27 protein-coding genes are annotated in these 26,614 nt (G+C 42.4%); 24 read left to right on the top strand and 3 right to left on the bottom strand.

Features of this window, described 5'->3' with window-relative positions; all coding sequences use genetic code 11:
• Positions 1-96: 96 nt before the first annotated feature.
• Both RsY01_RS03360 and RsY01_RS03355 read right to left on the bottom strand, forming a co-directional pair.
• On the bottom strand, positions 97-1,050 hold the full coding sequence (locus tag RsY01_RS03360) for a 1-phosphofructokinase family hexose kinase (RefSeq protein WP_094784138.1): 954 nt from the start codon (positions 1,048-1,050) through the stop codon (positions 97-99).
• Positions 1,047-1,808, bottom strand: a complete 762-nt coding sequence (locus RsY01_RS03355; RefSeq protein ID WP_094784137.1) for a DeoR/GlpR family DNA-binding transcription regulator — start codon at positions 1,806-1,808, stop codon at positions 1,047-1,049. The genes RsY01_RS03360 and RsY01_RS03355 overlap by 4 nt, the downstream gene beginning before the upstream one ends.
• 257 nt (positions 1,809-2,065) lie before the next feature.
• Here RsY01_RS03355 and RsY01_RS03350 point away from each other — a divergent pair, with 257 nt between their 5' ends.
• From RsY01_RS03350 to RsY01_RS03240, 24 genes are all read left to right on the top strand, one after another.
• On the top strand, positions 2,066-2,542 hold the full coding sequence (locus tag RsY01_RS03350; RefSeq protein WP_094784136.1) for a PTS sugar transporter subunit IIA: 477 nt from the start codon (positions 2,066-2,068) through the stop codon (positions 2,540-2,542).
• 87 nt (positions 2,543-2,629) lie between these two features.
• Positions 2,630-2,938, top strand: coding sequence for a PTS sugar transporter subunit IIB (locus RsY01_RS03345; RefSeq protein WP_094784135.1), 309 nt, complete (start codon positions 2,630-2,632; stop codon positions 2,936-2,938).
• Between the two features lie 5 nt (positions 2,939-2,943).
• A complete protein-coding gene (locus RsY01_RS03340) occupies positions 2,944-4,299 on the top strand; it encodes a PTS galactitol transporter subunit IIC (protein ID WP_094784134.1) in 1,356 nt (451 codons plus the stop codon).
• A gap of 22 nt (positions 4,300-4,321) precedes the next feature.
• The gene (locus tag RsY01_RS03335) at positions 4,322-4,594 is read left to right on the top strand and encodes a hypothetical protein (RefSeq protein ID WP_094784237.1); all 273 of its coding nucleotides are present in this window, start codon (positions 4,322-4,324) and stop codon (positions 4,592-4,594) included.
• Positions 4,595-4,608: 14 nt separating this feature from the next.
• The gene (locus RsY01_RS03330) at positions 4,609-5,361 is read left to right on the top strand and encodes a class II aldolase/adducin family protein (protein WP_094784236.1); all 753 of its coding nucleotides are present in this window, start codon (positions 4,609-4,611) and stop codon (positions 5,359-5,361) included.
• Between the two features lie 150 nt (positions 5,362-5,511).
• Positions 5,512-5,811: a YbaB/EbfC family nucleoid-associated protein gene (locus tag RsY01_RS03325; protein WP_180745566.1), complete on the top strand. Its 300-nt coding sequence runs from the start codon at positions 5,512-5,514 to the stop codon at positions 5,809-5,811.
• Positions 5,812-6,111: 300 nt separating this feature from the next.
• A complete protein-coding gene (locus RsY01_RS03320; protein ID WP_094784132.1) occupies positions 6,112-7,320 on the top strand; it encodes a YdcF family protein in 1,209 nt (402 codons plus the stop codon).
• A gap of 62 nt (positions 7,321-7,382) precedes the next feature.
• Positions 7,383-10,046, top strand: coding sequence for a valine--tRNA ligase (locus RsY01_RS03315; protein ID WP_094784131.1), 2,664 nt, complete (start codon positions 7,383-7,385; stop codon positions 10,044-10,046).
• 75 nt (positions 10,047-10,121) lie between these two features.
• Positions 10,122-11,363, top strand: coding sequence for an MDR family MFS transporter (locus RsY01_RS03310; protein ID WP_094784130.1), 1,242 nt, complete (start codon positions 10,122-10,124; stop codon positions 11,361-11,363).
• 98 nt (positions 11,364-11,461) lie between these two features.
• On the top strand, positions 11,462-11,629 hold the full coding sequence (gene rpmF / locus RsY01_RS03305) for a 50S ribosomal protein L32 (protein ID WP_003138753.1): 168 nt from the start codon (positions 11,462-11,464) through the stop codon (positions 11,627-11,629).
• Positions 11,630-11,647: 18 nt separating this feature from the next.
• Positions 11,648-11,797 carry a 50S ribosomal protein L33 gene (rpmG, locus tag RsY01_RS03300; protein ID WP_003135293.1) on the top strand — a complete coding sequence of 50 codons (150 nt, stop codon included), beginning with the start codon at positions 11,648-11,650 and terminating at the stop codon, positions 11,795-11,797.
• A gap of 118 nt (positions 11,798-11,915) precedes the next feature.
• Positions 11,916-12,332, top strand: a complete 417-nt coding sequence (locus RsY01_RS03295) for a hypothetical protein (protein WP_094784129.1) — start codon at positions 11,916-11,918, stop codon at positions 12,330-12,332.
• 89 nt (positions 12,333-12,421) lie between these two features.
• Positions 12,422-14,140: an ABC transporter ATP-binding protein gene (locus tag RsY01_RS03290; protein WP_094784128.1), complete on the top strand. Its 1,719-nt coding sequence runs from the start codon at positions 12,422-12,424 to the stop codon at positions 14,138-14,140.
• A complete protein-coding gene (locus RsY01_RS03285; protein ID WP_094784127.1) occupies positions 14,133-15,890 on the top strand; it encodes an ABC transporter ATP-binding protein in 1,758 nt (585 codons plus the stop codon). The genes RsY01_RS03290 and RsY01_RS03285 overlap by 8 nt, the downstream gene beginning before the upstream one ends.
• An 82-nt stretch (positions 15,891-15,972) precedes the next feature.
• Complete coding sequence (locus tag RsY01_RS03280) at positions 15,973-16,419, top strand: dUTP diphosphatase (RefSeq protein ID WP_094784126.1); 447 nt, start codon at positions 15,973-15,975, stop codon at positions 16,417-16,419.
• 1 nt (position 16,420) lies between these two features.
• A complete protein-coding gene (gene radA / locus RsY01_RS03275) occupies positions 16,421-17,782 on the top strand; it encodes a DNA repair protein RadA (protein WP_094784125.1) in 1,362 nt (453 codons plus the stop codon).
• Positions 17,783-18,120: 338 nt separating this feature from the next.
• Positions 18,121-19,194: a PIN/TRAM domain-containing protein gene (locus RsY01_RS03270; protein WP_094784124.1), complete on the top strand. Its 1,074-nt coding sequence runs from the start codon at positions 18,121-18,123 to the stop codon at positions 19,192-19,194.
• Positions 19,191-19,871 (top strand): 2-C-methyl-D-erythritol 4-phosphate cytidylyltransferase, encoded by a 681-nt coding sequence (ispD, locus tag RsY01_RS03265; protein WP_094784123.1) that lies wholly within the window; start codon positions 19,191-19,193, stop codon positions 19,869-19,871. The genes RsY01_RS03270 and ispD overlap by 4 nt, the downstream gene beginning before the upstream one ends.
• A 53-nt stretch (positions 19,872-19,924) precedes the next feature.
• Positions 19,925-20,506 carry an HD domain-containing protein gene (locus RsY01_RS03260; protein ID WP_094784122.1) on the top strand — a complete coding sequence of 194 codons (582 nt, stop codon included), beginning with the start codon at positions 19,925-19,927 and terminating at the stop codon, positions 20,504-20,506.
• Positions 20,507-20,560: 54 nt separating this feature from the next.
• Positions 20,561-21,322, top strand: coding sequence for a TIGR00266 family protein (locus RsY01_RS03255; protein ID WP_094784121.1), 762 nt, complete (start codon positions 20,561-20,563; stop codon positions 21,320-21,322).
• Positions 21,309-21,791, top strand: coding sequence for a 2-C-methyl-D-erythritol 2,4-cyclodiphosphate synthase (gene ispF, locus RsY01_RS03250; protein ID WP_094784120.1), 483 nt, complete (start codon positions 21,309-21,311; stop codon positions 21,789-21,791). Before RsY01_RS03255 ends, ispF begins: the two co-directional genes overlap by 14 nt.
• 12 nt (positions 21,792-21,803) lie before the next feature.
• A complete protein-coding gene (locus RsY01_RS10995; RefSeq protein ID WP_167373212.1) occupies positions 21,804-21,962 on the top strand; it encodes a glycine zipper domain-containing protein in 159 nt (52 codons plus the stop codon).
• A gap of 77 nt (positions 21,963-22,039) precedes the next feature.
• On the top strand, positions 22,040-23,488 hold the full coding sequence (gene gltX / locus RsY01_RS03245; RefSeq protein WP_094784119.1) for a glutamate--tRNA ligase: 1,449 nt from the start codon (positions 22,040-22,042) through the stop codon (positions 23,486-23,488).
• A 2-nt stretch (positions 23,489-23,490) separates the two neighbouring features.
• Positions 23,491-23,979 (top strand): GNAT family N-acetyltransferase, encoded by a 489-nt coding sequence (locus RsY01_RS03240; protein ID WP_094784118.1) that lies wholly within the window; start codon positions 23,491-23,493, stop codon positions 23,977-23,979.
• Between the two features lie 35 nt (positions 23,980-24,014).
• Here the strand turns inward: RsY01_RS03240 and RsY01_RS03235 are convergent, their stop codons facing one another.
• A complete protein-coding gene (locus tag RsY01_RS03235) occupies positions 24,015-26,306 on the bottom strand; it encodes a Xaa-Pro dipeptidyl-peptidase (protein WP_094784117.1) in 2,292 nt (763 codons plus the stop codon).
• Between the last annotated feature and the right edge of the window lie 308 nt (positions 26,307-26,614).

Below are 26,614 nucleotides of genomic sequence, written 5' to 3'. Positions count from 1 at the left end.
ATATTTAAAATTTGTGTCAGTTAGAAATTAAATAAACCAGATGAGGTCAACGTTTATAGTGTGTTGACTTCATCTGGTTTTCTTATTTTTGTAATTTTAATCTATTTTTCTAACAGTAATTTGTTTGATAAAGTCAGTAACATCGCCAACATCAATCACACCGACAGCGCCGTGTTGCGCATTGGACATACCACATGCCATTGCGTATTTTAAAGCATCTTCTAAGTCGTAATGATGGTTAAAGGCATGGGCGAATCCACCGACAGAAGCATCTCCAGAACCTGTGGTATTTGTAATATGAATTTGAGGGATGTCAATATCATAAAAAGTGTTTTTGGCTTTACAAATCGCGCCTTCGCTACCGCAAGAAATCATGATATAATCAATGCCTGAAAAATAAGGATGATTGAGTTCTTTTTTGGCTTCTTCTTTTGTCTGAATGTCTTTTTTTAAAATATCGCTTAATTCGTGAATATTTGGCTTAATAAAATTTGGTTTATAACCCTTGCTCTTAAGTATAGTTTCCAATTGAATTCCTGAAATATCCATGAAAACAGGAATATCGCGACTAATCTGTTCTCTAATATAAGTCAGCATTTCTAAATATAATTGAGGATTATCAGAATTAACAGATCCTGAGAGACAAATTAAATCTATTTTTTGTGAGGTAGAAGTTGTAGCAATTTTGTTTAAAAGATCGAAGGCTTCCGCATCGGAAATTTTAGGACCATTTTCAACAATTTCCGTATGAATATCTTGATCATGCATAATGGTGATGGCATTGCGTGTCTCTTCACAAGTTGTCAACATCTCTAATTGAAATAAGTTTTCTGCTACCAAATATTTTTTGACTAAGGTACCAAAATCTCCGCCGAGAAATCCTGTTAATAAAACTTCAGAACCGGATAAAGCAGCGGTACGACCAGCATTAACCCCTTTTCCACCGACAGATTTTGTTGGTGGAGCAAAGCGATTCATTTTTCCAAGATCAAAATGTGGAATAAGATAAGTAAAATCAAGTGATGGATTCATGGTTATGGTAACAATCATTGGATTTCCTCTCTTAATAGCATCGTGTATTTACTATAATGTAAAAACAACTCATCTGAAATTTGGTTATCCGTTATCAAATAATCAAGATCACTCAGACGTGTAAAGGTATAAACATCAGAAACGCCAAACTTGGAACTATCGGCAACGATACAGGATAGTTTTGATTTAGCGAATGCAGCATTTTGGACAGCGCCTTCATCAAATTGAGCAGTTGTGACATTATTGTCAAAAATACCATTTGTTGCTGCAAAAGCGATATCAATATTTAAGTTATCAAATGCGCGAATGGCTACTTCGCCAACGAATTCTTCTGTCGTAGGTGAAAATTCTCCACCAGTTAGTAAAATACGATAATCAGTGTTTTCCTTAAGATACATGAAGGCAATCAGACTATTAGTGATGATAAATAAATTTTTTCGCTGAATTTCTGCTAGCGCATAATAAATGGTAGTACCTGCACCGATAAATATAATCGCATTATCTTTAATTAAACTATTGATGATTTTGCCAATATATTTTTTTTGTTCAACTTGTGTTTGAATTTTTTCATCAGTGGATAATTCCCTATCTAGGAGATCTAATTTTTGAGCACCACCATATAATTTTGTGAGTTTGTTTTTTTGGGCTAACTCGGTGATATCTCGTCTAATCGTCATTTCAGAAACCTCTAAATGTTGCGCAATTTCTACGATTGAAAGGTAGGTATGTTGATGAATTAGCTCTAAAATTTCTTCTTGTCTCTCTTGTTTAAGCATAGAGTAAGAATTCTCCCTTATTTGTTTTAGAATGTTAAAGTTTGTTTTAAAAAGTGTTTTACAGCTTAATTGTAACGCAAAAAGAAGTATTTTGCAAGAGTGATTGTAAAAATGTGTTTAAATTTGTTCATTTATTTCAGTTGTAAGCGTTGACAAACCATTTTTTTGTGTTATGATATAGATAAAGAACAAAGTAGAACAAAATAAAACAAATCGTAACAATCGTTCTGCAATTTATAAATGAAGGAGAGGTTTGGATGGATTTTAGAGATATGTTTAATCTTCAGCTAATTGATTTGAACATCAATGCTTCAACAGAAAAAGAGGTGTTTCAAATTGTCGCAAAGCGATTAAAAGCAATTGGCATGGTGAATGATGGTTATTTGGAAGGCCTTATGAAACGAGAGGAAGCATTTCCAACAGGATTGGTGACACAATATTTGAATATTGCCTTACCACATTCAGAACCTGAATTGATTCAGAAGCCGTTTGTCTTTATTTGTCGCTTGGATCAAGAAGTGGCGTGTTACCAGATGGGAGATAATCAAAGGATGAAAGTGAAGGATTTATTCTTTTTAGGCATTAAGGATGGTAAAAATCAAGTCGGTTTATTACAAGCTTTCATGGATTTATTTATGACTGAAAGTTTTGTGCAGACTTATCAAGCCACAAAATGCCCCGAATCAGTCTATCAACTGTTTGTCGAAAATATAGGTAAGCAAGTTCTAGCTTGAAATGGCAAGTATTGATGCTTGTGTTGATTGATCATAAAGCGTTAAAATGATTGTTTTAAATGAGTATATCTTAAGGAGGAAAAGAAAATGAAGCAAAAATTAATCGTAGCATGTGGTAGTGGTGTGGCAACGAGTCAGACGATTGCCAGTAAAATTGCTAGTCAATTTGAAGATGATGGCATCGACTTTGTGGTTGAAGCTGTTGATTATAAGTCCATTCAAAATGAATTGCCATCAGCGGGTATTTACGTCTATGTCGCACAACCTGATGAAGCGGTTTTAGCCAAGGCGGATGAATTAGGGATTAAAGTTTTTCCAGGCATTCCATTTTTGACAGGTATGGGAATGGCTGAAGTCTATCAGGAAATTGTCACAGTAATTAATGAAAGAGGATAAAAACTATGCAAATATTTCAAGACATTATTAATTACATTTTGGGATTGGGCTCGGCTATCTTTGTGCCATTAATCATTTTGCTCTTAGGACTACTCGCGGGAATGAAATTGAAAAAAGCCTTTGTATCTGCTTTGACATTAGGCATTGCATTTACAGGGATGTCAATGGTCATTGGTTTCATGTCAAATGCAGTAAGTCCGGCATCTGAGGCATTGGCGAAGCATACGGGAATTAATTTACCAGCATTGGACTTAGGTTGGACGGGTGCTGCGAGTATCACTTGGTCGTGGTCTTATGCCTTTGTTTTCTTCGCCGTGACAATTGGTGTCAATTTCCTCTTATTAGTTCTAAATTTGACAAAAACGCTGAATGTTGATATGTGGAACGTTTGGGGGAAAGCCTTGACAGCCTATTTGGTTTATTATGTATCAGGTAGCTTGATTGCTGGTTTTGCGACGGCAAGTATACAAGTTGTTTTGGAACTGAAATTAGGAGATATGTTCCAAAAACATATCCAAGATTTAACAGGAATTCCACTAGTAACAGTGACCCATTTCATGACTTCTTCTGCTGTTTTATTGCTGCCTTTCAATATGTTGATGGATAAAATACCATTCTTTAATAAACGGTCAGATACGATAGCCTTGAAAGCAAAATTAGGGATTTTTTCAGAAAATTCTGTGATGGGATTCATTATCGGTTTAGCCTTAGGGTTAGCAGCGGCTTATGGGATTTCAGGATCATTAAATCTCGCTGTTCAAGTTGCAACAGCTATGGCGCTTTTCCCAATGATTTCTAAAATGTTTATGCAATCCCTATCTCCCTTAGCAGATGCTATGTCTGAATTTATGAAACGTAAATTCAAAAATCGTGAAGTTTATATTGGCTTGGATTGGCCAATTTTAGCAGGCCGGTCTGAAATTTGGGTAACAGCCATTTTATTAGTCCCTGTCTTTATCGGTTATGCGATTATTTTACCTGGTAATGAGTGCTTGCCTCTAGCCGGCATTATTAATTATGCTATTGCAGTTGGTGGTTTGTTATTGACAGGTGGTAATCTAGTGCGGATGTTGGTTTTAGGGATTGTTTCAATGCCAATTTATCTGTATGCAGCGACTTACTTAGCGCCTGTTTTAACTGGATTAGCAGAGAAAACAGGTGCTGTTGAAGGGTTTAAAGCGGGTCAAAAAATAACTTGGGCCTCTATCGAGGGTCCAGAATTTAGGATATTTTTTGCAGAAGCATTTAAGTTAAATCCGTTAGCGATTGTAGGCGTTGTAATTTTCTTAGGTTTGTTTGTTGCACTAAATCGATACATGAAACAAATAGACGTGCCAAGTAAACGTTATGAAGAAAAATAATGCTGACTCACTGTTGAAGGAGATGATAATCGTGAAACAAGACGAAAAAATGAAACTAAAATGGTATCTATTATTATTTGTTGCGATAAGTCTTTTCTTTGCTGCCTTAGTCATGCAGCAGATGATACTGAATTTGATTGTTATTGGCTTAGCTCTCTATATTTATAAGTATGGGCAGCCGATTCTATTTAAAGCATATGATGAAAGACGAAAACAGAAAATAGAGGAAGTAACTACTGTTCGTCAAGCAGCGCAGGAAGTCCTTAATTCAGGTAATTTATTTAAGAAAAAGTGATGGAGGAAATAAAAATGTCAGATGGTCGAATGATTTTTGAACGAGAGAGAGAAGATTTAGCCAAAATTGTGAAATTGATTTTTACAAGAAAAAATACAAATGTTGCAGGTGGGAATTTTTCCTTTCTAGCAACAGATGAAACTGGAAAAGATTTCATTATCATGACACCAACGATGATGTCTGAAGCTTATTTAGGAGACTTATCGGCAGCTCAAATTTTGGTTGTAAATCCAGATAATCGTGAAATTGTGAGTGGTGTCGGTAGTTTAACACGTGAAATCAATATGCACCAAGCGGTTTATCGCACTAATTCTAAGATTAGGGCTGTTTTACATGCACATGCACCAAATGCAATGTTTTGGGCAACGACTGGTTTAACAATGCCTAATTTGACCGAAGCTACGCAAAAAGTTGGATCTATGCCAGTCATGAAGTTTGCACCTAATTGCTCAGAAGAACTAGCAGTAATTACAAGTACTTATATTCGGGAGAACCAGTTGCCAGTACCTCATATGTTATTGTTGGACAGCCATGGTGTTTTGATTAATGCAACAGGAAAAACAGGAATGGAAGCGATTCATAAAGCATTATCCATTTTAGATACGGTGGAGTGGAATGCAGAAATTGCCTATAAACAAGCAATTTTTCAAGCGTTAGGTATCACAGATAAATTTCATTCTAAAGGCGAAGATATCGCAAGTTTAGATGACTTGAAGCAAAATATCGCCATCTACAATCACACAGAAATCGGAGCTGGTGGAGATTAATAACTAAATATGGCACTTCAAAACAGATAAATATAGTTTGAAGTGCTATTTTTGAATCATAAATAGCTATAAAATGATTGTAAGTGTCTTCATGGTTGTATGATTGTATGGTATAATGAGAAAAGAAATACAAGGAGAACTAGAACGACCATGATGAATATGCAAAAAATGATGAAACAAGCCCAAGACTTGCAAAAAAATATGAAAATTGCGCAAGCTGAAATTGAAGCGACAACCTTTTATGGTACGTCTGCTCAAGACTTGGTAAAAGTTGCCTTCACAGGTGACCGTAAAATGACACAGATTGATATCTCACCAGACTTGATTGACCCAGAAGATTCAGAAACCTTGTCAGACATGATCACACAAGCCGTTAATGCAGCCTTGGTGGACATTGATAAAACAACAGAGCAAAAACTTGGTAAATTCACAAAAGGATTGCCTTTCTAATTAAAAATTGATAGAATAAAGGAAACGAGAAGAGTATCGTGAGACTGCGTTTATAAAGAGAGTAGGAGGGTGCTGAAAATCCTACAAACGTCCTCATGATTGTTGCTTCTTGATAATCGTATACTCAATAGTTAAGTGAGTATAAATAAAAAAATGAGTGTCCAGACACATGATGTCTGGGAATTTAGGTGGTACCACGTGAAAGCGCCCTAATCATAATAGATTAGAGCGCTTTTTGTCCGCTCTAGGGCGGTTATCACCACCCTCCTCATTACGTTTAATCACTAGAAAGGCATCCACATGGTTATCATTCCAGACCTTATTTTAATCTTGGCGCTTATCATTTATCTGGTTCTTGTTCGCATTAAAAAAGTCAGATTTCGCCTGACAGCACTTGCCCTATGGCTAGGCATCGTCCTGCTGGTCGACACCATCATCACTTACAGCAAGATAGATTTAGGCGCATTCTTTACCTTTATGCTGGTTATGGTCTTGGGTTCTTGGCTCGTCTCCTACCTCGTGATACGAAAAGACAAACGACGCTTACTCACAGGCTACATCGTGAACCTCGGTATTGTCATCACCATCGGCTATCTGGTCATCCTTTGTGTGTCTTTTACCACACCACTGCCAATCCTTCTCAGCCTCATCATCGGCATCATGTCGTTTGTCCTACTTTCCTTTGGTGGCTATGCCTTGATCATCTACCTCCTTTGGAATGCCCGCATCGTCTTGAAAAAAGAAAGCCGTACGCTAGGCAATATGTTGACGCTTTTATTAGGTCTAGCTTTCCTGACCTTGATTCTTTTCCAACATTTCTTACTCAAAGCCGGCAGCGTTTTTGCCTATCTCTACATGGTTATCGTCATTTTCCTCATCTATTATTTCTTCAGCTTCATGACCATCCTAACCAGCAGTCTCCTCTTTAATCACATCAAACCCAAGTTCAATCAAGACTATCTCATCGTTCTGGGTTCAGGTCTACTCAACGGTGAGACTGTGACACCGTTGCTCGCGGGTAGAATAGATGCAGCCTTGGCGTTTGCGAAGGAACAGCAAGCAAGGACAGGAAAGCAGCCGCTACTCATCATGAGTGGGGGGCAAGGTCGAGACGAAAAAATGCCGGAGGCGGTAGCCATGGCAAACTATGCCCTGTCACAAGGGGTGCCGAAAGCTGAGATTATCACGGAAGAAAACAGTAAAACGACCCAGCAAAATTTGCAGTTTTCCAAAGCCCTGATGGATGAAAGAAGTCAAGGCAAGCCCTATCAAAGCGCCTTTGTCAGCAACGATTACCATATTTTTAGAGCGGGTCTGTTTGCTAAAAAAGTCGGGCTAAACAGTGATGGTATCGGCAGCAGAACTGCTAGATATTTCCTCCCCAACGCTTTCATTCGAGAATTTGTTGCCATCATTCTCATGCATAAAAAACGGCATATTGCCTTTACCGTGCTGCTTTTGATAGTGATTGCTGCGATTATTGTGATTAATGTTAAGTTTGCGGGGTAGGGGATGGGATTATTTTCACTGGACTGAAAATCATTTAATGCTAGAAAAGAAAAGGAAAAAACATGACAGAACTATCAACAAAATTTAACCCAACAGAAGTAGAAGCAGGCCGCTACGACAAATGGCTGGCAGCTGACGTTTTTAAACCAAGTGGCGACAAGAAAGCTAAACCTTACAGCATCGTCATCCCACCCCCAAATGTCACGGGTAAACTTCACCTCGGACACGCTTGGGATACAACGCTGCAAGATATCATCATCCGTGCCAAACGGATGCAAGGCTATGACACACTTTGGTTACCAGGGATGGACCATGCCGGCATTGCGACGCAAGCTAAAGTTGAGGAACGCTTGCGTGAACAAGGTATTTCGCGCTATGATCTCGGTCGTGAAAAATTCCTCGAAAAAGTCTGGGAATGGAAAGACGAATATGCCGCGACAATCAAAGCACAATGGGGCAAAATGGGGCTATCGCTTGATTATTCGCGCGAACGCTTTACGCTAGACGACGGGCTTTCAAAAGCGGTTAAAAAAGTTTTCGTTAAACTGTACGAAAAAGGCTTTATTTACCGTGGTGAATTCATCATTAACTGGGATCCAGCGGCGCGCACAGCGTTATCGGACATCGAGGTTATCCACAAAGATGTCGAAGGTGCTTTCTACCACATCACTTATCCTTTGGCGGACGGCTCAGGCAATGTCGAAATCGCAACAACGCGTCCAGAAACTTTGCTCGGCGATGTGGCGGTTATCGTCAATGCCAAAGACGAACGCTACCAAGATATCATCGGTAAAACGGTGACCGTACCCTTTGTCAATCGCGAAATTCCTGTCCTCACAGATGAACACGCGGACATGGAAAAGGGAACGGGTGTCGTGAAAATCACACCGGCGCATGACCCCAACGACTTTGATGTGGTTGAGCGTCTTAATGCTCAAGGACATAACTTGCCCATGATTAATGTCATGAACGATGACGGCACAATGAATGAGCTTGCGGCAGAATTTGCGGATATGGATCGCTTTGAAGCGCGCAAACAAATCATCGCCAAACTCGATGCAATGGGGCAACTCGTTAAAATCGAGAAAATGGTTCACAGTGTCGGGCACTCTGAGCGTTCAGGTGCCGTTGTGGAGCCACGTCTGTCTACGCAATGGTTTGTTAAAATGGATGAGCTGGCGAAAAATGCCATCGCCAACCAAAAAACTGATAACGCAGTTGAGTTCTTCCCACCACGTTTTAACGATACTTTCACGCAATGGATGGAAAACGTCCATGACTGGGTGATTTCACGTCAGCTTTGGTGGGGACACCAAATCCCTGCCTGGTACAACGCAGACGGCGAGATGTACGTCGGCGAAACAGCGCCAGAAGGTGACGGTTGGACACAGGATTCTGACGTTTTGGATACATGGTTCTCATCAGCTTTATGGCCGTTTTCAACCATGGGGTGGCCAGATGAGGCAGCCCAAGACTTCAAGCGTTACTTCCCGACTTCGACCCTTGTCACGGGATATGATATCATCTTCTTCTGGGTCAGCCGCATGATTTTCCAAAGTCTGGAATTTACAAATGAACGCCCATTTAAAGACGTTCTCATTCACGGTTTGATTCGGGATGAAGAAGGTCGCAAAATGTCGAAATCACTCGGTAACGGCATTGACCCCATGGATGTCATCGAAAAATATGGTGCAGATGCCTTGCGTTGGTTCTTGTCGAATGGTTCTGCACCCGGTCAAGACGTCCGTTTCTCTTATGAAAAAATGGATGCTGCTTGGAATTTCATTAATAAAATTTGGAATATTTCACGTTACATCATCATGAACAAGGAAACGCTCAGCGCAGCAGATACCTATGCCAACATTGACAAAGTGGCCCAAAAAACAGCTGGAAATGTCACGGATCGCTGGATTTTGACCAAGCTCAATGAAACGATTGACCATGTCACGAAAAACTTTGATAAGTTTGAATTTGGTGAGGCGGGTCGGGCCCTTTATAACTTTATATGGGAAGATTTTGCCAACTGGTATGTTGAGCTGACCAAAGAAGTCCTTTACGGTGAAGATGAAGCAGAAAAAGAGGTGACACGTAGCGTTCTTGTGTATGTCCTAGATCAAATTCTGCGTTTACTTCACCCCATCATGCCATTTGTGACCGAAGAAATTTCGGAAAACCTTGGCTTGATTGATGGTAGCCTAGTCGTTGCGGCCTATCCAGAAGTTCGCCCAGAATTTACAGATGATGCAGCCGTTCGCGGTGTAGAAGTCTTGAAAGACATCATCAAGTCCGTTCGGAATATCCGCGCGGAAGTGAATACAGCACCGAGCAAAACAGTGCCAATCCTAATCAAGACAGAAAATGCGGAAATTGAAGCTTTTTTGAAAGAGAATAGCAACTATTTGACACGTTTCACCAATCCGGAAACCTTAGAGATTTCTGCTGACATTACAGCGCCAGCGCAAGCCATGACTGCGGTGCTATCAAACGTTGACATCTACTTGCCACTTGCAGGGTTGCTTAATATCTCAGACGAAATTGCCCGCTTGACCAAAGAATTAGCCAAATGGCAAAAAGAATTGGACATGGTTTCACGCAAACTCTCTAATGAGAAATTCGTTGCCAATGCCAAACCAGAAGTCGTCGCCAAAGAACAAGCCAAACAAGCGGATTATCAAACAAAATTTGACACCACACAAGCACGGATTGCTGAGCTGGAAAAATTATAAGATACCAGAAAAAGCCGACAAAACAGGCTTTTTTTGCTATAATTAAGCAATAACTTTAGGAATAGGAAGTTTTTCATGACAACATTTATGCGACTTAATCGGACGCTCAAACTCCGGATTCTCATGACTTTTATCGGGGTTTTGGGCTACAGCACTGTCGGTTCAAGTATGACGATTTACTACAATCACTATCTAGGTGCGGCGATTACGGGTGTACTCCTCATTATTTCAAGCGTCTCTAGTTTTATCATCGGACTTTATGGTGGTCATTTAGCAGATCGGCATGGTAGACGACCAATTCTCCTCATCGGTTCGACAATCTCGATTGTGGGTGCCTTAATTGCTGTGCTCTCAAATAGTCCGATCTTCCAAAATCCTTGGACAACATTTGTTGGTTTTTTCCTCTTAAATTTTGGTTTTTCTTTTGAATCTGCGGCAGATAATGCCATGATTATTGATGTCTCGGACGAAACGAACCGAAAATATGTTTACAGTCTGAGTTACTGGATTATCAATGTCTCGATTACCTTTGGTGCAGCGCTGAGTGGCTGGCTGTTCAGAGATTATTTATTTGAATTACTCTTAGGCTTGCTCGTCGCACAGTTGCTTAATGGTAGTATCAAGTATTTTTTCATCAGCGAGAGCTTCGTGCCAACACCTAAAGCCAAAAAAGAACGCGAAAGTTTCATTCAAAACTATGGGGTCGTGGCGCGTGATAAAATCTTCCTCTTGTTTATCGTGGCTGTGATTTTAAACAAGGTGATTTTTGGGAATATTGATTTTTATTTACCTGTTCACTTGTCAGATAGCTTTCAAACAACAACGATTTTTGGCTTTGAAATTTATGGGCAGAGAATGCTGACCCTATTTGTCATGTTAAATACCCTGCTCATTATCTTTAGCATGACCTTTGTCAACCAACTCACCACCAAGTGGTCGGCACGAAAAAGTCTCACGACCGGTGCCCTATTACAAGGGCTAGGATTTGCTGCTGCCTTTTTAATGAACAGCTTCATACCGCTTATTCTGGCCTCCATTGTCATGACGATTGGTGAGATGATTCTCGTGCCATCCTCGCAAAGTTTACGCGCAGATCTGATGAACGAGGAGAAGATTGGCACCTATTCGGGATTTGTGACGATTACAGACCCGATCGCGAGCGTGCTGTCCGGTAGCCTAGTGAGTTTTTCCGTGTATATTCACCACACGGGTGTTGCCGTGGTCATGGTGGTGGTGACGGTGTTGCTGGTTTTATGCTTTAATCAAGTGATGAAGATGAAAACTCAGACTGATGTTGCGTCAAGTAAAAATACTTGACAAAAATGCTTGATTTCTCGACTAGACTTTGTTAGAATAGATAAGTATTGAGAAATCAAGGCAACGTTATCTAATAAAACCAAAGGAGATTTAAGACAATGGCAGTACCTGCACGTCACACATCGAAATCTAAGAAAAACAAACGTCGTACGCACTACAAAATGACAGCACCAACAGTTTCATTTGATGAAACAACTGGTGATTATAGCCGCGGTCACCGTGTATCCCTCAAAGGATATTACAAAGGTAAAAAAGTGACAAAATAATAGAAAGGACAAACTAAGATGCGCGTAAATATTACTCTTGAACACAAAGAATCTGGCGAACGTTTGTACCTGACTCAAAAAAACAAACGTAACAACCCTGACCGTCTTGAACTTAAAAAATATTCTCCAAAATTGCGTAAACACGTGATTTTTAAAGAGGTAAAATAAGTCAAATAAGTCAAATAAGTCAACTGCCTAAACTCCCTAGAAATTAACGTTTCTAAGGAGTTTTTTTGACTAATCATCTGCTATAATAAAGCTATCCAAAAAAGTAGGAGGAGAAATCATGAAAAACGTTAATCTAAAATTTCATCATATCGGCAAGCCTGTACCATTGCCCGAGATTATCAATCATCCTGACACGCGCTATGCGGCGCTGTTTGACATGTATACCTTGGATATTCAAAATGACTTTGGATTACCTGTTCAGCTGCATGCTTTTGGAGCGGCGTCTACTTTGGATGAGAAAATCAAAACGCAGGCGCACGTGGCGTTTACTTGTTCTGATATTGCGCAGGCGATTGCGGATGTGCCTGTTATCATGCCGTTATATGAGCCGTTTGCAGGCTATCGCTGTGCCATGATTTTGGTCAATGAGCAGCCGATTGAGCTAATCGAGACGACGCTTTCGGAAAGTGAGATTTGGGGTGATGGGATGTTTAAGGATAGTCTGTTATACTCTGAAAATAAGGTGGAAAGCTGACCAGTTTGCGTCGGCTTTTTGCTATCCGCTAGTAATTGAGCTACAATAGAGGTAACTCAGTAAAATCAGAAAGGGATAGGGGGAGTTTTGTGATACAGTTACTGCGCCATGCCAAGGCCTACCGAAAGCAGATTATTTTAGGGCCTTTTTTCAAACTTTTAGAGGCTGTTTTTGAATTGGTACTGCCTTTGTTTATGGCGCATTTGATTGACCAAGGCGTGAGAGCAGGCCATCAAACGACCGTTTGGCAAATGACTGCTTGGATGGTTGCCATGTCAGTTATCGGTATGATCTGTGCGGTGATTTGCCAGTACTATGCCTCAATCGCGTCGCAAGGCTTTGGGACTGAGCTCCGAACGCAACTCATGAAAAAAATCAATCAACTGTCTCACCAAGACTTAAATCAGTTTGGGACAGACACACTTATCACCCGCTTGACCAGTGATATCAACCAACTCCAGCTCGCTCTGGCCATGCTAATCCGTTTGGTCATTCGCGCGCCATTTTTGAGCGTTGGCTCTGTTATCATGGCCTTTTATATTGATTGGCAAACAGGTCTGCTCTATCTCATTTTGCTGCCGATTTTTTGTGTCATTTTATTTTTCATTGTACGTTACAGTGTACCGCTTTATCAACGCGTCCAAGAAAAATTGGACCATCTTAATGAAAAGGTCAATCAAAATCTCAGCGGTGTGCGCGTCATTCGTGCCTTTGCTCGCCGCAAAGAGGATGTCAAACGTTTCGATACCGCAACCGATGACTTGGCAACTATCTACCAGCGCGTGACCAATCTGTCAGCCTTGCTGTCACCCGCAACGACTCTTGTCATGAATCTTGGCATTGTTGCCCTGATTTATATCGGTGGCTTTAAGGTCAACACTGGCCGCCTAGCACCCGGTGAAGTCCTCGCCCTGATCAACTATATGAACCAAATGCTTCTGGCACTAATCGTTGTCTCAAATCTGGTTGTCATCTTCACACGTGCCGCAGCCTCTGCCGCCCGTATCAATCAAGTTTTTGAGACGACACCTTCTCTGATTCAACCAGAAAAAGCGCAAACCGCACCTAGTCAGCCAGATTTCATCCGCTTTGAAAACGTCGACTTTCGCTACGATGCAAACGGTGGTCTTGCCCTACAAGATATCAGCTTTAGCCTTAAACCGGGCGAATTTCTCGGCATCACTGGTCCAACAGGTAGTGGTAAGTCCACATTAACTCAACTCATCCCACGTTTTTATGATGTCGCAGCAGGGCGGATCACGGTCAATGGTCTAGATATTCAAGCATGGGACTTGGCGGCTTTGCGCCACCAAATCGCTTTCGTCCCGCAGACCGCAGTCCTCTTTCATGGCACAATTCGTGAGAACTTGCAGTGGGGGAAAGAGAATGCGACAGACGTAGCCTGTTTCCAAGCCCTAGAGACAGCTCAATGCCGTGACTTTGTCGAAAAATTACCAGACGGACTAGACACCCTAATCATGGAAAATGGTCAAAACTTTTCAGGTGGGCAACGCCAACGTTTAACCATTGCCCGCGCTTTAATTCGCAAGCCACGCCTTTTGATTTTAGATGATTCGCTTTCTGCTTTAGACTATCAGACCGATTTGGACTTGCGCCAAGCACTGGTGCGGGACACGGATAGCGCCATGATGATTATTTCTCAGCGAGTTCGCTCCATTCAACAAGCCAAGGAAATTTTAGTTTTAGATAGCGGTCGCCTAGTTGGCAAAGGGAGCCATGAAGCACTCCTTGCAAGTTCGCCTGAATACCAAGCTATCGTTGCATCACAAGAGGAGGCGCATGCTTAAATCTAATCATAAAAAATCTTTCTCAGGGCGTTTCTTTTTGCCCTACTTGCTTGCCTTTCGCTTAGAACTTATTTTGTCAATCATTTTCGGATTAGTCAGTGGTATCACTGTTGTTTTGATGACTTATGACATCGGACTTAGTGTTGATCAAATGTCACAACGTGGTCAGGTTAATTTTCCAATGTTGAGACACCTTTTAATCCTACTTGTCGGTGTTTTAATCGTGACGGTGCTTAGTCAGTGGGGCATTCAGCGCCTCAGTAATCGCTTAGCCTATCGGTCAGTCGCTGTCCTACGCAAAGACGCTTACGACCATCTCAATCAATTACCACTACGCTATTATGATCAAACAGCCCATGGTAATATTGTTAGCCGTTTCACGAATGATATGGATAACATTTCAGTCGCCTGCGCTGCTGTTTTTAATCAACTTTTCTCTGGTACTACTGTTGTCATTGTGGTTTTAGTCTTTATGCTCTACCTCAGTCCAATTTTGACTTTGGTTGTCCTTGTCTCAACACCGATTATTTTCTTGGTCTCTTGGCTAGTTGCTCGAGCGTCACAGCAAGACTTCGTCAATCAACAACAGATTATTGGCGACATTTCAGCTTATATCACGGAAATGATTGGCAATCAAAAAACAGTCAAGGCTTTTCAACGAGAAAGGGTCAATCAAGCGCAATTTGAAAGCTTGAACCAAGAACTCTATGTCAAGGGTCAAAAAGCGCAATTTTCTTCTGCTTTAACTAATCCGCTATCACGATTTGTAGATCACTTGGCTTATCTGTCAGTGGGCTGTGTTGGTGGCCTGATGGCACTCAATGGCTCAACCACGGTGACCATCGGTGTGATTTCGAGTTTTACGATTTATGCCAGTCAGTTTTCGAAGCCCTTTATCGAAATTTCAGGGATTACGACACAGATTCAGACAGCCTTTGCTGGTTTGAAACGGACGCAGGAGCTGATGACTCAGCCGATTGAAACACCTGATGCACCCGATGCACGTGTCTTGGCACATGCCAAAGGCGACATTGCCTTTCAAGATATCAGTTTTGGTTATAGTCCAGAGCAACCCTTGATTACCGATTTTTCACTCAAGGTCGCCTCTGGTCAGATGATTGCCATTGTCGGGAAAACGGGTGCTGGGAAGTCGACTTTAATCAATCTGTTGATGCGGTTTTACGATGTGAATAAGGGTGCGATTTTGATAGACGGCACTGATATTCGTGACATGACCCGCGATAGTTTGCGCCAAAGTTTTGGCATGGTGCTGCAAGAAACGTGGCTGTTTGGCAGTTCTCTACGTGCTAATCTCTGCTATGGTCGTGAAGATGCGACAGATGAAGAAATTTACGCCGCCTTGAAAGAAGCCCATATGTATGATTTTGTCATGCGTTTGCCAGATAAGCTAGAAACGCAGGTCGGTGCTCACGCTCTCAAAATTTCTGAGGGTCAGCGCCAGCTTTTAACCATCGCACGGACGATGATCAGCCAACCTGATATGCTGATTTTGGACGAGGCGACAAGTTCCGTCGATACCTTAACGGAGCAAAAAATTGCACAGGCTTTCTTAAAGATGATGACGGGTCGCACCAGTTTCATCATCGCTCACCGCTTGTCAACGATTAAAAATGCTGACAAGATTTTAGTTCTCAATCAAGGTCAAATCGTTGAAAGTGGTAGTCACGATGAGTTGATGGCGCAAGAGGGTTATTATTATCAGTTGCAACAAGCTCAGTTTGCTGAGTAAAGTTGCTACCGAAACAAGTCTGAGATTTTTCTCGACTTTTTTCGTATAATAGGCTATAGACATTATAATTATAGGAGAAATCATGAAAACAAGAGGATTTGAACTGGTCACAGCTTATGAAAAGACAGGTATTGACTTACCGGTTAGAAGTACTGCGCATGCAGCAGGTTACGACTTTATCGCAGCAGAAACCGTCAGCCTGAACCCAGGAGAAATCAAACTCATTCCGACAGGCATCAAGGCCTATATGCAGGCAGGAGAAGTGCTTTACCTCTATGATCGCTCATCAAATCCGCGCAAAAAAGGCTTGGTCTTGATTAACAGCGTCGGCGTGATTGACGGCGATTACTATGGTAATCCCGACAACGAAGGCCATATTTTTGCCCAAATGAAAAATATTACGGATCAGGTCGTAGAAGTTGCTAAAGGCGAGCGCATCGTCCAAGGTGTTTTTGCCCCATTTCTCTTAGCAGATGCGGATAGTGCTGAAGGCACACGCATCGGTGGCTTTGGTAGCACAGGGGCATAAGATGGCGAAAGCAAAATCAAAATTCGTCTGCCAATCCTGTGGCTATCAGTCGCCCAAATATCTGGGTCGCTGTCCTAATTGTGGCGCATGGAACTCGTTTGTCGAAGAAATTGAAGCGAAGGAGGTTAAAAATGCGCGCGTGACCCTGACTGGGGAAAAAACGCGACCTGTCAAACTTGGTGAGGTCGAAAGCCTTGATACGCCCCGTGTTTTGACAGACATGGGCGAGTTTAATCGTGTTCTCGGTGGCGGTGTTGTGCCTGGTAGTTTAATTCTCATCGGTGGCGATCCAGGGATTGGCAAATCAACCATTCTCTTGCAAGTTTCCGTACAGTTAGCTAATCTCGGGCGTGTCCTCTATGTCTCAGGCGAAGAATCAGCCCAACAAATCAAGATGCGGGCTGAACGTCTTGGCGATTTAGATTCTGATTTTTACCTCTATGCAGAAAACAATATGCAGAACATCCGCGCTGAGATTGAAAAATTACAACCAGATTTTCTAGTGATTGACTCTATCCAAACCGTGATGAGTCCAGAAATCACAGGCGTTCAAGGCTCAGTCAGTCAAGTGCGAGAAGTCACCGCTGAGCTACTCCAAATCGCCAAAACCAATAACATTGCTACCTTTATCGTCGGTCATGTGACCAAGGAAGGCAGCCTTGCTGGTCCTAGAATGCTAGAGCATATGGTGGATACGGTGCTTTATTTTGAAGGGGAGCGCCAGCATACTTTCCGGATTTTACGAGCGGTGAAAAATCGCTTTGGCTCAACCAATGAAATCGGGATTTTTGAGATGCAATCTCAAGGACTTGTCGAAGTGACCAATCCCAGTGAAATCTTCTTGGAAGAACGCTTAGAGGGTGCAACTGGCTCGGCCATTGTCGTCTCGATGGAGGGGACAAGACCGATTTTGGTTGAGATTCAAGCACTCGTCACGCCGACAATTTTTGGTAATGCCAGACGGACAACATCAGGCCTTGATTTTAATCGTGTCAGTCTGATTATGGCGGTGCTTGAAAAGCGGGCGAATCTCTTGCTCCAAAATCAAGATGCCTACCTCAAATCAGCAGGTGGTGTCAAACTAGATGAGCCAGCCATTGATTTGGCGATTGCGGTCGCCATTGCCTCAAGTTATAAGGAAAAACCGACAGCGCCAGATGTCGCCTTTATCGGAGAAATTGGCTTGACAGGCGAAATCCGTCGGGTCAATCGCATCGAGAGTCGGATTAACGAGGCAGCAAAATTAGGCTTTAAAAAACTTTATGCCCCTAAAAATGCTTTGGCAGGTTTGGAGATACCACCAGCTATTGAAGTGATTGGTGTCACGACTTTAGCCGAAGTTTTGCAAAAGGTATTTGCTTGAACAAGGTATTTTTCAGATAATTATGATAAAATGGAAGTGTGTACCTGTAACGGATACACTTCTTTATTTTTCTTGTGTGGTAGCGCAATCATAACGCTACATGTTTTAATGACAAGGCGACTGATTGTGTCTAGAAAAACAGAAAAGAACATACTTTAATAGCTTTTCTTAATGTTCTACATATCAAAGCAGTCACCTCAACATCTTATTTAACTGAGTTTCGGCTCCTTGAGACTAGGAAAAAAGATAAAAGTCCGCAGACACGATAGTGTCTTGATGTCTTTTCCTATTTTTCATAGTCTCAAAGCAGTCGCCTCAACATCTTAGAGGAGGAATGGATGAAAAGAATCATCATTCACGCCTTGATGGCTATTGTCGGCGCAACGCTTGGCAATACGTTTCTACCCGAATTTTGGGTGCTTATCCATCAAAGGCAATTTGAAAACAACGCAGTAGTCAATAGTTTAATTGGCGCAATTATTTTTCTGATTTTTTCTTTTATATTTATCAGACTACTGTTGAACTTTGTCGAAAAAATTGACCAAACGATTGCAACGATTAATATTCCCAAAATCACTTGGGGGTTTGTTGGCGGTGTGATTGGTCTGGTCATTGGCGCCATCGCAAGTATTCCGCTTTGGATTTTGCGGACACCTGTTTTATCCACCATCATTCCATTTTTACTGATGATGTTGACGATTTATGTCGGCTATAGCATTTCGTCAAAACGTGAAGCTGATATTTTCAAATTTTTCAGTCGCAAAAAAGTAGCGCCAACTGAAAAGCCAGAGAAACCTGACAAAAAAGACAAGCGTAAAAATAAAAATTACGCCAAATTATTGGACACGAGTGTCTTGATTGATGGTCGGATTTTCGATATTCTGAAAACGGGTTTTCTGGACGGCGAAATTATCGTCCCTAACTTTGTCTTGTTGGAGTTGCAACTCTTGTCTGACAGTAATGATAGCTTGAAACGTGCCAAAGGTCGCAGAGGACTTGATTTGGTCAATGATATGAAAGAAATCACCAAGGTCACGGTGTCAAGCAAGGATTATTCGGATATTCACGAAGTCGATACCAAGCTCTTGCGCTATGCGTCTGAGACGGGAGCAGCACTGGTGACAAACGATTTCAATCTCAATAAAGTCGCTGAAATTCAGGGTGTTCAGGTTTTGAATATCAACGACTTAGCAAACGCGGTGAAACCGCAGCTGATTGTCGGTGATACACTCGACATTCAAATTGTGAAAAAAGGAACAGAACGTCGTCAAGGGATTGGCTATCTGCCTGATGGGACGATGATTGTCGTCGAAGAAACGGCTGATATGATTGACAAAACGGTTAAAATCGAAGTGACCAAGTCGCTCCAAACATCAGCAGGTCGCATGATTTTTGGAGAATTGGCACGATGACAGGGTGGGTTCAGAAAGCTTACAGCGCTATCCTTTTAGCTGCGGGTTCGGGGAGTCGAATGGCAGCTGACCGCAATAAAATCTTTTTAAGGCTAAATGATCAGGCGATTTTTCAATATTCACTCGATTTGTTTTTATCGGATGCCGACTGCAAGCAAGTGATTTTGGTTGGCAAAGATGAGGAAAAAGTCTATTTTACAGACTTTTTGTCGGATAAGGTCTGTTTTGTTGTGGGTGGCGCGGAGCGTCAAGATTCTGTCAGACATGCGCTTACGAGGGTTTCAGAAACTGCGGTCATGATTCATGACGGGGCACGACCATTTGTTACCTTGTCTGAATTAAATGCGCTGAAAGCCCACGATAATGCAATCTTAGCAGTACCGGTCAAGGATACGATTAAACAGATCAATCAAGCCGGACAAATCAGTCAGACTGTACCGCGCGACAAGCTCTGGGGGGCGCAGACACCCCAATTTTTCGAGACAAGTCTTATCCAAAAGGTACATCACATCGCTCAGTCGAAAGCGTTTCTGGGAACTGACGATGCCAGTTTAGTAGAAGTTTTTTCTGATGTGCCTGTTACCATTGTCCCGGGTTCCTATGATAATATCAAAATCACGACACCAGAAGATTTGATTTTTGGGCGAGCGATTTTGGCGAATCGGTCTAATGGCTGATGGCTTTGATTGAAAATTTTGATAAACTAGCCTTATGTTGAAAGGATATATCGTTGGAAAGACTAGCAAAACAAGTATCTTTTATCGGCGAAATCGAGAAATTAAAAGCAGTGACGCGTTTTAACAGAACATTAGACAAGCGATTTGAAAATAGTGCGGAGCACTCTTGGCAAGTCGCCATTGTGGCAACGTTATTGAAAGAATATTACCCAAGTGAGCTTAACCTGGGAAAAGTCATCACGATGTTATTACTCCATGATTTGGGGGAGATTTACGCCGGGGATACTTGGGTTTTCGATGAGACTGGCAAGGCGAGTTCTCAGGAAAGAGAGTTGCGGTCAATCAAGACGAGCTTAGGAAAATTACCTCAGGACCAATCAAAAGCGTTTCAAGCGTTATGGCAAGAATTTGAGCATGGTGACAGTGATGAAGCGAGATATGCAAGAGCTATAGACGCCATAACGCCACTCATTAATCATTTGGTTGTATCAGAAAATAATTATAATCCTGATAACATCACATCAGAGATGGTCTTGCAAAAGAAAGCTTTTATTCAGCAAGACTCTGAGATACTCTGGCAGCTTGTTGAGAGCCTCGTTGATGCGAGTGTTGAAAAAGGCTTATATTTGTCGTGATAAATGTATGTTAAATTTTTGATAAATGACAACCAAAAGAATGGAGTAGAAAAGATGGCTGATAACAAAATGAAGTACACGATTGACAGCAATATGCAGTTTCCGATGATTGAAATTGCGCTGGAAACTGGAGAATTTGCCTATATTCAGCGTGGCAGTATGATTTATCACAATGCTGCCGTCACGTTGACCTCTGAGCTGAATGCCAAAGGTAATGGGATTGGCAAGCTCTTTAAGGCAGCGGGTCGCGCTATGACATCGGGTGAGAGTGTCTTTATCACCAAAGCGGTGTCGAGCAACGATAATGGCATCATCGCGCTTGCGCCGTCAACACCCGGTCAAGTCATGCCCGTAGACCTCGGTAGCAAACAGTATCGCCTAAATGATGGTGCCTTTCTGGCGCTTGATGGTAGCGCCCAGTACACCATGGAGCGTCAAAGCGTCGGCAAGGCCTTTTTCGGCGGACAGGGTGGCCTCTTTGTCATGACGACTAATGGCGTTGGCACACTCCTCGTCAATGCTTTCGGTAGTATCAAAAAAATTGAACTCCAGAGTCAAGAAATCACAATTGATAATGCCCATGTCGTCGCTTGGTCAGATACGTTGGACTACAATATTCATCTGGAAAATGGTTTCGTGCAGTCTATCGGCACTGGCGAAGGCGTCGTCAACACCTTCCGTGGCACCGGCGAAATCTACGTCCAAAGCCTTAACATTGAAACCTTTGCCAACATCATGAAAAACTACATCGTGACTGACGGAAAGTCAAGCTCATCAGGCAACCCACTCGGAGGACTGTTCGATGCCCTCACTTAAAATCGGCCACGGCTACGATGTGCATCAGTTGGTAAAGGGTCGTCAGTTGATTATTGGTGGTGTGAATATCCCGCATGAGACGGGGCTTTTAGGCCATTCGGATGCAGATGTGCTTTTACATGCGATTACGGATGCGATTATTGGGGCGCTAGGTATGGGCGATATTGGACATGCCTTTCCCGATACCAATCCAGAAACGGAAGGTATCGCCTCAACACAAATCTTAGCTGATATTTATCAAAAAATGGTCGAAAAAGGCTATGAAATTGGCAATATTGACGCCACGATTTTGGCAGAGGCACCCAAAATGGCACCACATCTTCAACAAATGAAGCAAAATATCGCGATGATTTTACAGACAGATATTACTAATATCAATATCAAAGCAACGACAACTGAAAAACTAGGCTTTGTCGGCCGCCGTGAGGGTATGGCTTGTGAAGCTGTGGTTTTGATTGGTCAAATCTAGATTGGTAGTCGCATGAAAAAAGGAAATGATGGTATGGGTATCTCATTAGGTATCTGTTTTGGTGTTAGTTTTGGTCTGATATTTGATAAGTTAGCTCTGGGAATCTCTTTGGGTTTGTTGTTCGGTTGTTTATATGACTATTATTATCATGATAAAGATAAAAAAGATTAAGGCGTTATCAAAGTTAGCGCTTTTTTTGATATTTTGGTAAAATAAGAATGACTGTTGACATGAGGAGAATAGAAAAAATGACAAACAAAATTCGTGTGCGTTATGCACCGTCACCTACTGGCTTGCTACACATCGGGAATGCTCGGACGGCACTTTTTAACTATTTGTACGCCCGTCATCATGGTGGTGATTTTATCATTCGTATTGAAGATACAGACCGTAAACGTCACGTTGCAGATGGCGAGCGGTCACAGCTCGATAACTTGCGTTGGCTTGGGATTGACTGGGATGAGTCGCCTGAAACGCATGACAACTACCGTCAGTCTGAGCGCTTGCCGCTTTATCAAACGTATATTGATGAATTGCTGACATCAGGTAAGGCTTATAAATCTTATAAAACAGAAGAAGAAATCGCGGCTGACCGTGAAGCACAGGAAGCTAAAGGTCTGCCACCCGTTTACATCAGCGAATATGCTGGTTTAACTGAGTCTGAAATTGCGGACTATATGGCACAACGTGAGGCTGACGGTATCGTCCCAACGGTTCGAATTAAAGTGCCAGAAGGCTCTATCTACAAGTGGCATGATATTGTCAAAGGCGATATTGAGTTTGAAGGTAAGAACATTGGCGGTGACTGGGTCATTCAAAAACGTGATGGCTACCCCACTTATAACTTCGCGGTGGTTGTAGATGACCATGATATGCAAATTTCTCACGTTATTCGTGGCGATGACCATATTGCCAATACGCCTAAACAGTTGATGATTTACGAAGCGCTTGGCTGGGATGTGCCTGAATTTGGTCATATGACCTTGATTATCAACTCTGAAACGGGTAAAAAGCTGTCGAAACGCGATACCAATACTTTGCAATTTATCGAAGATTACCGTAAAAAAGGTTATTTGCCTGAGGCTGTTTTCAACTTTATCGCTTTGTTGGGTTGGAATCCTGGTGGGGAGGAAGAAATTTTCTCTCAAGCTCAATTAATTGCGCTTTTCGATGAAAATCGTTTGTCGAAATCACCTGCGGCATTTGACCAGAAGAAATTGGACTGGTTGGATAACGACTATATCAAACATGCTGATTTGGACAAGATTTTCGAGATGGCAAAACCTTTCTTAGCCGCTGCTGGTCGTTTGGATGACAAGTCGAAACATTTGGTTGAGCTTTACCAACCTCAGTTAAAATCAGTAGACGAAATCGTACCGTTGACGGATCTCTTTTATGCTGAGTTCCCGTCACTTTCTGACGCTGCAAAAGAAGTGTTAGAAACTGAGACGGCACCGATTGTGATCAAAGCCTTTAAAGAAAAGCTCGAAGGTTTGGCGGATGCGGACTATGTCAAGGACAACATCTTCCCATTAATCAAGGCAGTGCAAAAAGAGACAGGTATCAAAGGTAAAAATCTTTTCATGCCAATCCGAATTGCTGTTTCTGGCGAAATGCACGGGCCTGAGCTACCTGATACGATTTATCTCTTAGGCAAGGAAAAAGCTGTCAAGCATTTGGCGCAGTTTATCAAATAAACATGTTTCATTATCTGTTAATTGAGACTAGCGAAAAATATCCTGAGATTTTGGCGTTATACGAACGCAATCAGGATTATTTTGCTTTGAGCCAAAACAGTGCGGTGACTTTGTCGCAAGTTGCTGAAGATGTGCATTCTGGACCGGCGCAGGTGACACCAGAAAACAAAAAATATTTTTTGTTGACGGATGACAAAGATAGAATACTAGGTGTTTTGGACTACGTTTTGGGTTATCCAGATGAGCAAACGGTTTTTATTGGCTTGTTTTTGGTTGATAAAATCTTTCAAGGACAAGGCATTGGACGTGCGATCGTGACGGAGCAGATGACCTATTTTCGAAGTATCGGGATGGCAAAAGTTCGGTTAGCTGTCCTTGAGAATAATCCCAATGGTCTGGCTTTCTGGCAGCGACTAGGCTTTGAAATCATTGAAGACAACAAAATGTCTACTGACGGCGATTTGGTTTGCGTTTTGAGCTATCGGCTATAAAAAATGACCTCGACAGTGAGGTCATTTTTTGTCGTTTAATTTGTCGGCAGATGCAGTCGAGATTTCCCTAAATCAAGTTCATAGCTGACTTCGCGATTATCACGAATCGTGTGCTCAAAGTCCGTGCTGTAAAGGACAAGTCGTAGCGTATCACCAGCTACGAAGTTATAAATCGTGGGTTGCAGATGCAATTTGACCTGTAGCCACTCATCATCAGGCACAGCGTCAATCTCTGTCAGACTTTTCCGATTTTGCAGATTCATAAAGCCTTTCGTCACCACCTGATAAGGCTTATCGACCAAAGTCAAATCACGCAAATCATCCAACATAAAATTCCGCCCGCGGTCAATGGTCTTGGACTCAAGCAGCGTGCTGACATCCGTCAGACGTTTCTTAGGACCGAAATCTAAAATCTGCGCCGATAAAATGCCCTTAGTATCATTTAATTTTAGACATAAATCAAGTTCAATCTGCCCATTCACCCGAAGATTTTCTGAGACTGGCAGGTCGATAATTGCAGCATTCGCCTTGCCCTCAAATAAATCAGTTTTAAAGGTTTGGAAACTCTTGCTGTATGTGTCAAAAGTCTCAGCAGGATAGTGATTGTCAAAGTGTGTAAGTTCGCCAGAACGACCGAGTGGCATTTCGATGGAATCGTGCCCACCAAGCTCAGATAGGCTTTCAAATGACTGCGCCACACCATTTTTCTGCCAAATGATAGGTGGTAAATCGAGTGTCAAGTCACGGTCTAATAATTTGGCTGAAAAATAGGCGTTAATCGTCTCCGAAAAATCAAGGGATTGCCAGTTATTGATGTAGATATGGCTGCCTTGATGGAGAAAAGCGTGTTTGGTCACGTGTTCTGGCAGTGCCTGCCAAAAATGAAAGGCATGAGAGGGTGTGACATTGAAATCTTGCAAGCCATGGACGATGAGGACGTCAGCTTTGACTTGTTCAGCATGTGGCAGATAATTTCTAGCGTGCCAGTAGGCGTTATAATCGCCAGAGGTTCGGTCTAGCGCCTGACTCATGTCAGCGAGCTGTTTTTGGTAGGCGGGATTATTGGCCAAAAAATCAGCAGCATCAAGGTTCCGAGAGTAAGTGAGTTCGGCGAGGACATCGAGATCTTCGCCGGGATAGCCGCCAGGACTGCGGACGAGACCGTTTTCGCGGTAGTAGTCGTACCAACTCGTGATGCCGGCTTCGGCTAAGATGACGTCAAGGCCTGCGACACCAGTCGTTGCGGCACCATAAGCAAGCGTGCCAAGGTAAGATTTGCCGGTCATGGCGACATGGCCATTAGCCCAATCAGCGGTCAAAACATGCGTTTTTTGGCGATTGGTAAAGGCACGGGCGCGACCATTCAGCCAGTCAATGACAGCCGTCACGCCAGCAATTTGCTGATCATCACCAGAGGTCTGGAAGCCGTCAGAATCACGTGTGCCGACACTCGCGACATAAATCGAGGCAAAACCGCGGGCGAGGAAATAGTCGTTGAGCGAGTAGGTCCAAGTGTGGGTGAAGTGCTCAATCGCTTGGTTATTGTCTGCAGGCGGTATCTCAGTAGCTGGATAATCAGGCAGTGTGAGGGTCGACTCAGAAATCGTAAGCCTACCAAGCGGTTTTTCGACTAAGTCTACGTTCATGTCATGGAGCTTATCATCATTTGCCTTGATATTTGTGCCGAAATGATAAGGACTTGCCGTCATAATCACTGGCAGTTTCCCGTCATATTGCGGGCGAATAATCTCGACCTTAATCAAATCATACTGCCCCCGATTTTGCGTGTCAACCGGACTTTCCACATAGACCACCTCGCGGATGAGCTGGCCAGTATCAAAGGTTACGAGACTCTTATCATTGAAAAAATGGTAGTGGTTATCTAGTGGCAGCAAACCTTCGGATACCCAGTGTTCGACTAAGGTCATGCCAGTTTGACGACGGGAATTCATGACGAGATAGATAGCGGAGATAATATGCTGTGCTGATGGCTCAGCTGACAGGTCAACTAAAGGCAAGTTAATCGCTTTGGCAAAAGTCAAGGCTTCTGTCAGCTGAAAGTCGAAAATTGCCACAAAATCCAGCAACTGTAAACTAATGGCGTAAAAAATCTCCCAAGTTAGCGGTGTCTCAGACGCCAAAAAATCACTGACTGTCTCACGGTCAGTGGCAGCTAAACTGGTCATTGCAATCGGCGCCGTCGTGAGCCAACTTTCAAGGGTAGCTTTGGCAGAAAGTGAGGGCTCAAATTTGAAACCAAGCTGAGCTAAATCACTCAGCTCTTGATCAAATGTTTTGTTAATAATAGAAAAGTGATTGAGTTGCATCGTGTCTCCTTAATCTCGTTTATAAACCGCAACACCGGTCAACGCCTAATCGATTGTCCAGCGACTAAGATTTTTTTCGAAAATCAAGTCTACTGTACATAGCGTGGCACGTAATGCGCTAAAGCGCTAAGTGCCAATGTCAAATCGCTAAGGCACGTTGTCTCTAACTTTTCCGTAAGCCACTAAAGTGGCAACGCCAATGCCATAGTGAAAAAGATAAATCATAGCACCGGCGTAAACGCCGAACCATGTGATTGCCTAGCTTCATACGGCGTTAAGCGCGGTTTAACACCTTTTGGATTAATTTA

This window comes from Pseudolactococcus reticulitermitis (assembly GCF_002260845.1).
GTDB classification, from domain to species: domain Bacteria; phylum Bacillota; class Bacilli; order Lactobacillales; family Streptococcaceae; genus Pseudolactococcus; species Pseudolactococcus reticulitermitis.
Note: the sequence above shows the minus strand (reverse complement) of the source record. Positions and strands in the feature narration are given on the sequence as shown.

Excerpts from the sequence above, each read along its gene's own strand:
- RsY01_RS03360 (WP_094784138.1), bottom strand. The coding sequence starts at position 1,050 with ATGATTGTTACCATAACCATGAATCCATCACTTGATTTTACTTATCTT.
- RsY01_RS03355 (WP_094784137.1), bottom strand. The coding sequence starts at position 1,808 with ATGCTTAAACAAGAGAGACAAGAAGAAATTTTAGAGCTAATTCATCAA.
- RsY01_RS03350 (WP_094784136.1), top strand. The coding sequence starts at position 2,066 with ATGGATTTTAGAGATATGTTTAATCTTCAGCTAATTGATTTGAACATC.
- RsY01_RS03345 (WP_094784135.1), top strand. The coding sequence starts at position 2,630 with ATGAAGCAAAAATTAATCGTAGCATGTGGTAGTGGTGTGGCAACGAGT.
- RsY01_RS03340 (WP_094784134.1), top strand. The coding sequence starts at position 2,944 with ATGCAAATATTTCAAGACATTATTAATTACATTTTGGGATTGGGCTCG.
- RsY01_RS03335 (WP_094784237.1), top strand. The coding sequence starts at position 4,322 with ATGATAATCGTGAAACAAGACGAAAAAATGAAACTAAAATGGTATCTA.
- RsY01_RS03330 (WP_094784236.1), top strand. The coding sequence starts at position 4,609 with ATGTCAGATGGTCGAATGATTTTTGAACGAGAGAGAGAAGATTTAGCC.
- RsY01_RS03325 (WP_180745566.1), top strand. The coding sequence starts at position 5,512 with ATGATGAATATGCAAAAAATGATGAAACAAGCCCAAGACTTGCAAAAA.
- RsY01_RS03320 (WP_094784132.1), top strand. The coding sequence starts at position 6,112 with ATGGTTATCATTCCAGACCTTATTTTAATCTTGGCGCTTATCATTTAT.
- RsY01_RS03315 (WP_094784131.1), top strand. The coding sequence starts at position 7,383 with ATGACAGAACTATCAACAAAATTTAACCCAACAGAAGTAGAAGCAGGC.
- RsY01_RS03310 (WP_094784130.1), top strand. The coding sequence starts at position 10,122 with ATGACAACATTTATGCGACTTAATCGGACGCTCAAACTCCGGATTCTC.
- rpmF (WP_003138753.1), top strand. The coding sequence starts at position 11,462 with ATGGCAGTACCTGCACGTCACACATCGAAATCTAAGAAAAACAAACGT.
- rpmG (WP_003135293.1), top strand. The coding sequence starts at position 11,648 with ATGCGCGTAAATATTACTCTTGAACACAAAGAATCTGGCGAACGTTTG.
- RsY01_RS03295 (WP_094784129.1), top strand. The coding sequence starts at position 11,916 with ATGAAAAACGTTAATCTAAAATTTCATCATATCGGCAAGCCTGTACCA.
- RsY01_RS03285 (WP_094784127.1), top strand. The coding sequence starts at position 14,133 with ATGCTTAAATCTAATCATAAAAAATCTTTCTCAGGGCGTTTCTTTTTG.
- RsY01_RS03280 (WP_094784126.1), top strand. The coding sequence starts at position 15,973 with ATGAAAACAAGAGGATTTGAACTGGTCACAGCTTATGAAAAGACAGGT.
- radA (WP_094784125.1), top strand. The coding sequence starts at position 16,421 with ATGGCGAAAGCAAAATCAAAATTCGTCTGCCAATCCTGTGGCTATCAG.
- RsY01_RS03270 (WP_094784124.1), top strand. The coding sequence starts at position 18,121 with ATGAAAAGAATCATCATTCACGCCTTGATGGCTATTGTCGGCGCAACG.
- ispD (WP_094784123.1), top strand. The coding sequence starts at position 19,191 with ATGACAGGGTGGGTTCAGAAAGCTTACAGCGCTATCCTTTTAGCTGCG.
- RsY01_RS03255 (WP_094784121.1), top strand. The coding sequence starts at position 20,561 with ATGGCTGATAACAAAATGAAGTACACGATTGACAGCAATATGCAGTTT.
- ispF (WP_094784120.1), top strand. The coding sequence starts at position 21,309 with ATGCCCTCACTTAAAATCGGCCACGGCTACGATGTGCATCAGTTGGTA.
- RsY01_RS10995 (WP_167373212.1), top strand. The coding sequence starts at position 21,804 with ATGAAAAAAGGAAATGATGGTATGGGTATCTCATTAGGTATCTGTTTT.
- gltX (WP_094784119.1), top strand. The coding sequence starts at position 22,040 with ATGACAAACAAAATTCGTGTGCGTTATGCACCGTCACCTACTGGCTTG.
- RsY01_RS03240 (WP_094784118.1), top strand. The coding sequence starts at position 23,491 with ATGTTTCATTATCTGTTAATTGAGACTAGCGAAAAATATCCTGAGATT.
- RsY01_RS03235 (WP_094784117.1), bottom strand. The coding sequence starts at position 26,306 with ATGCAACTCAATCACTTTTCTATTATTAACAAAACATTTGATCAAGAG.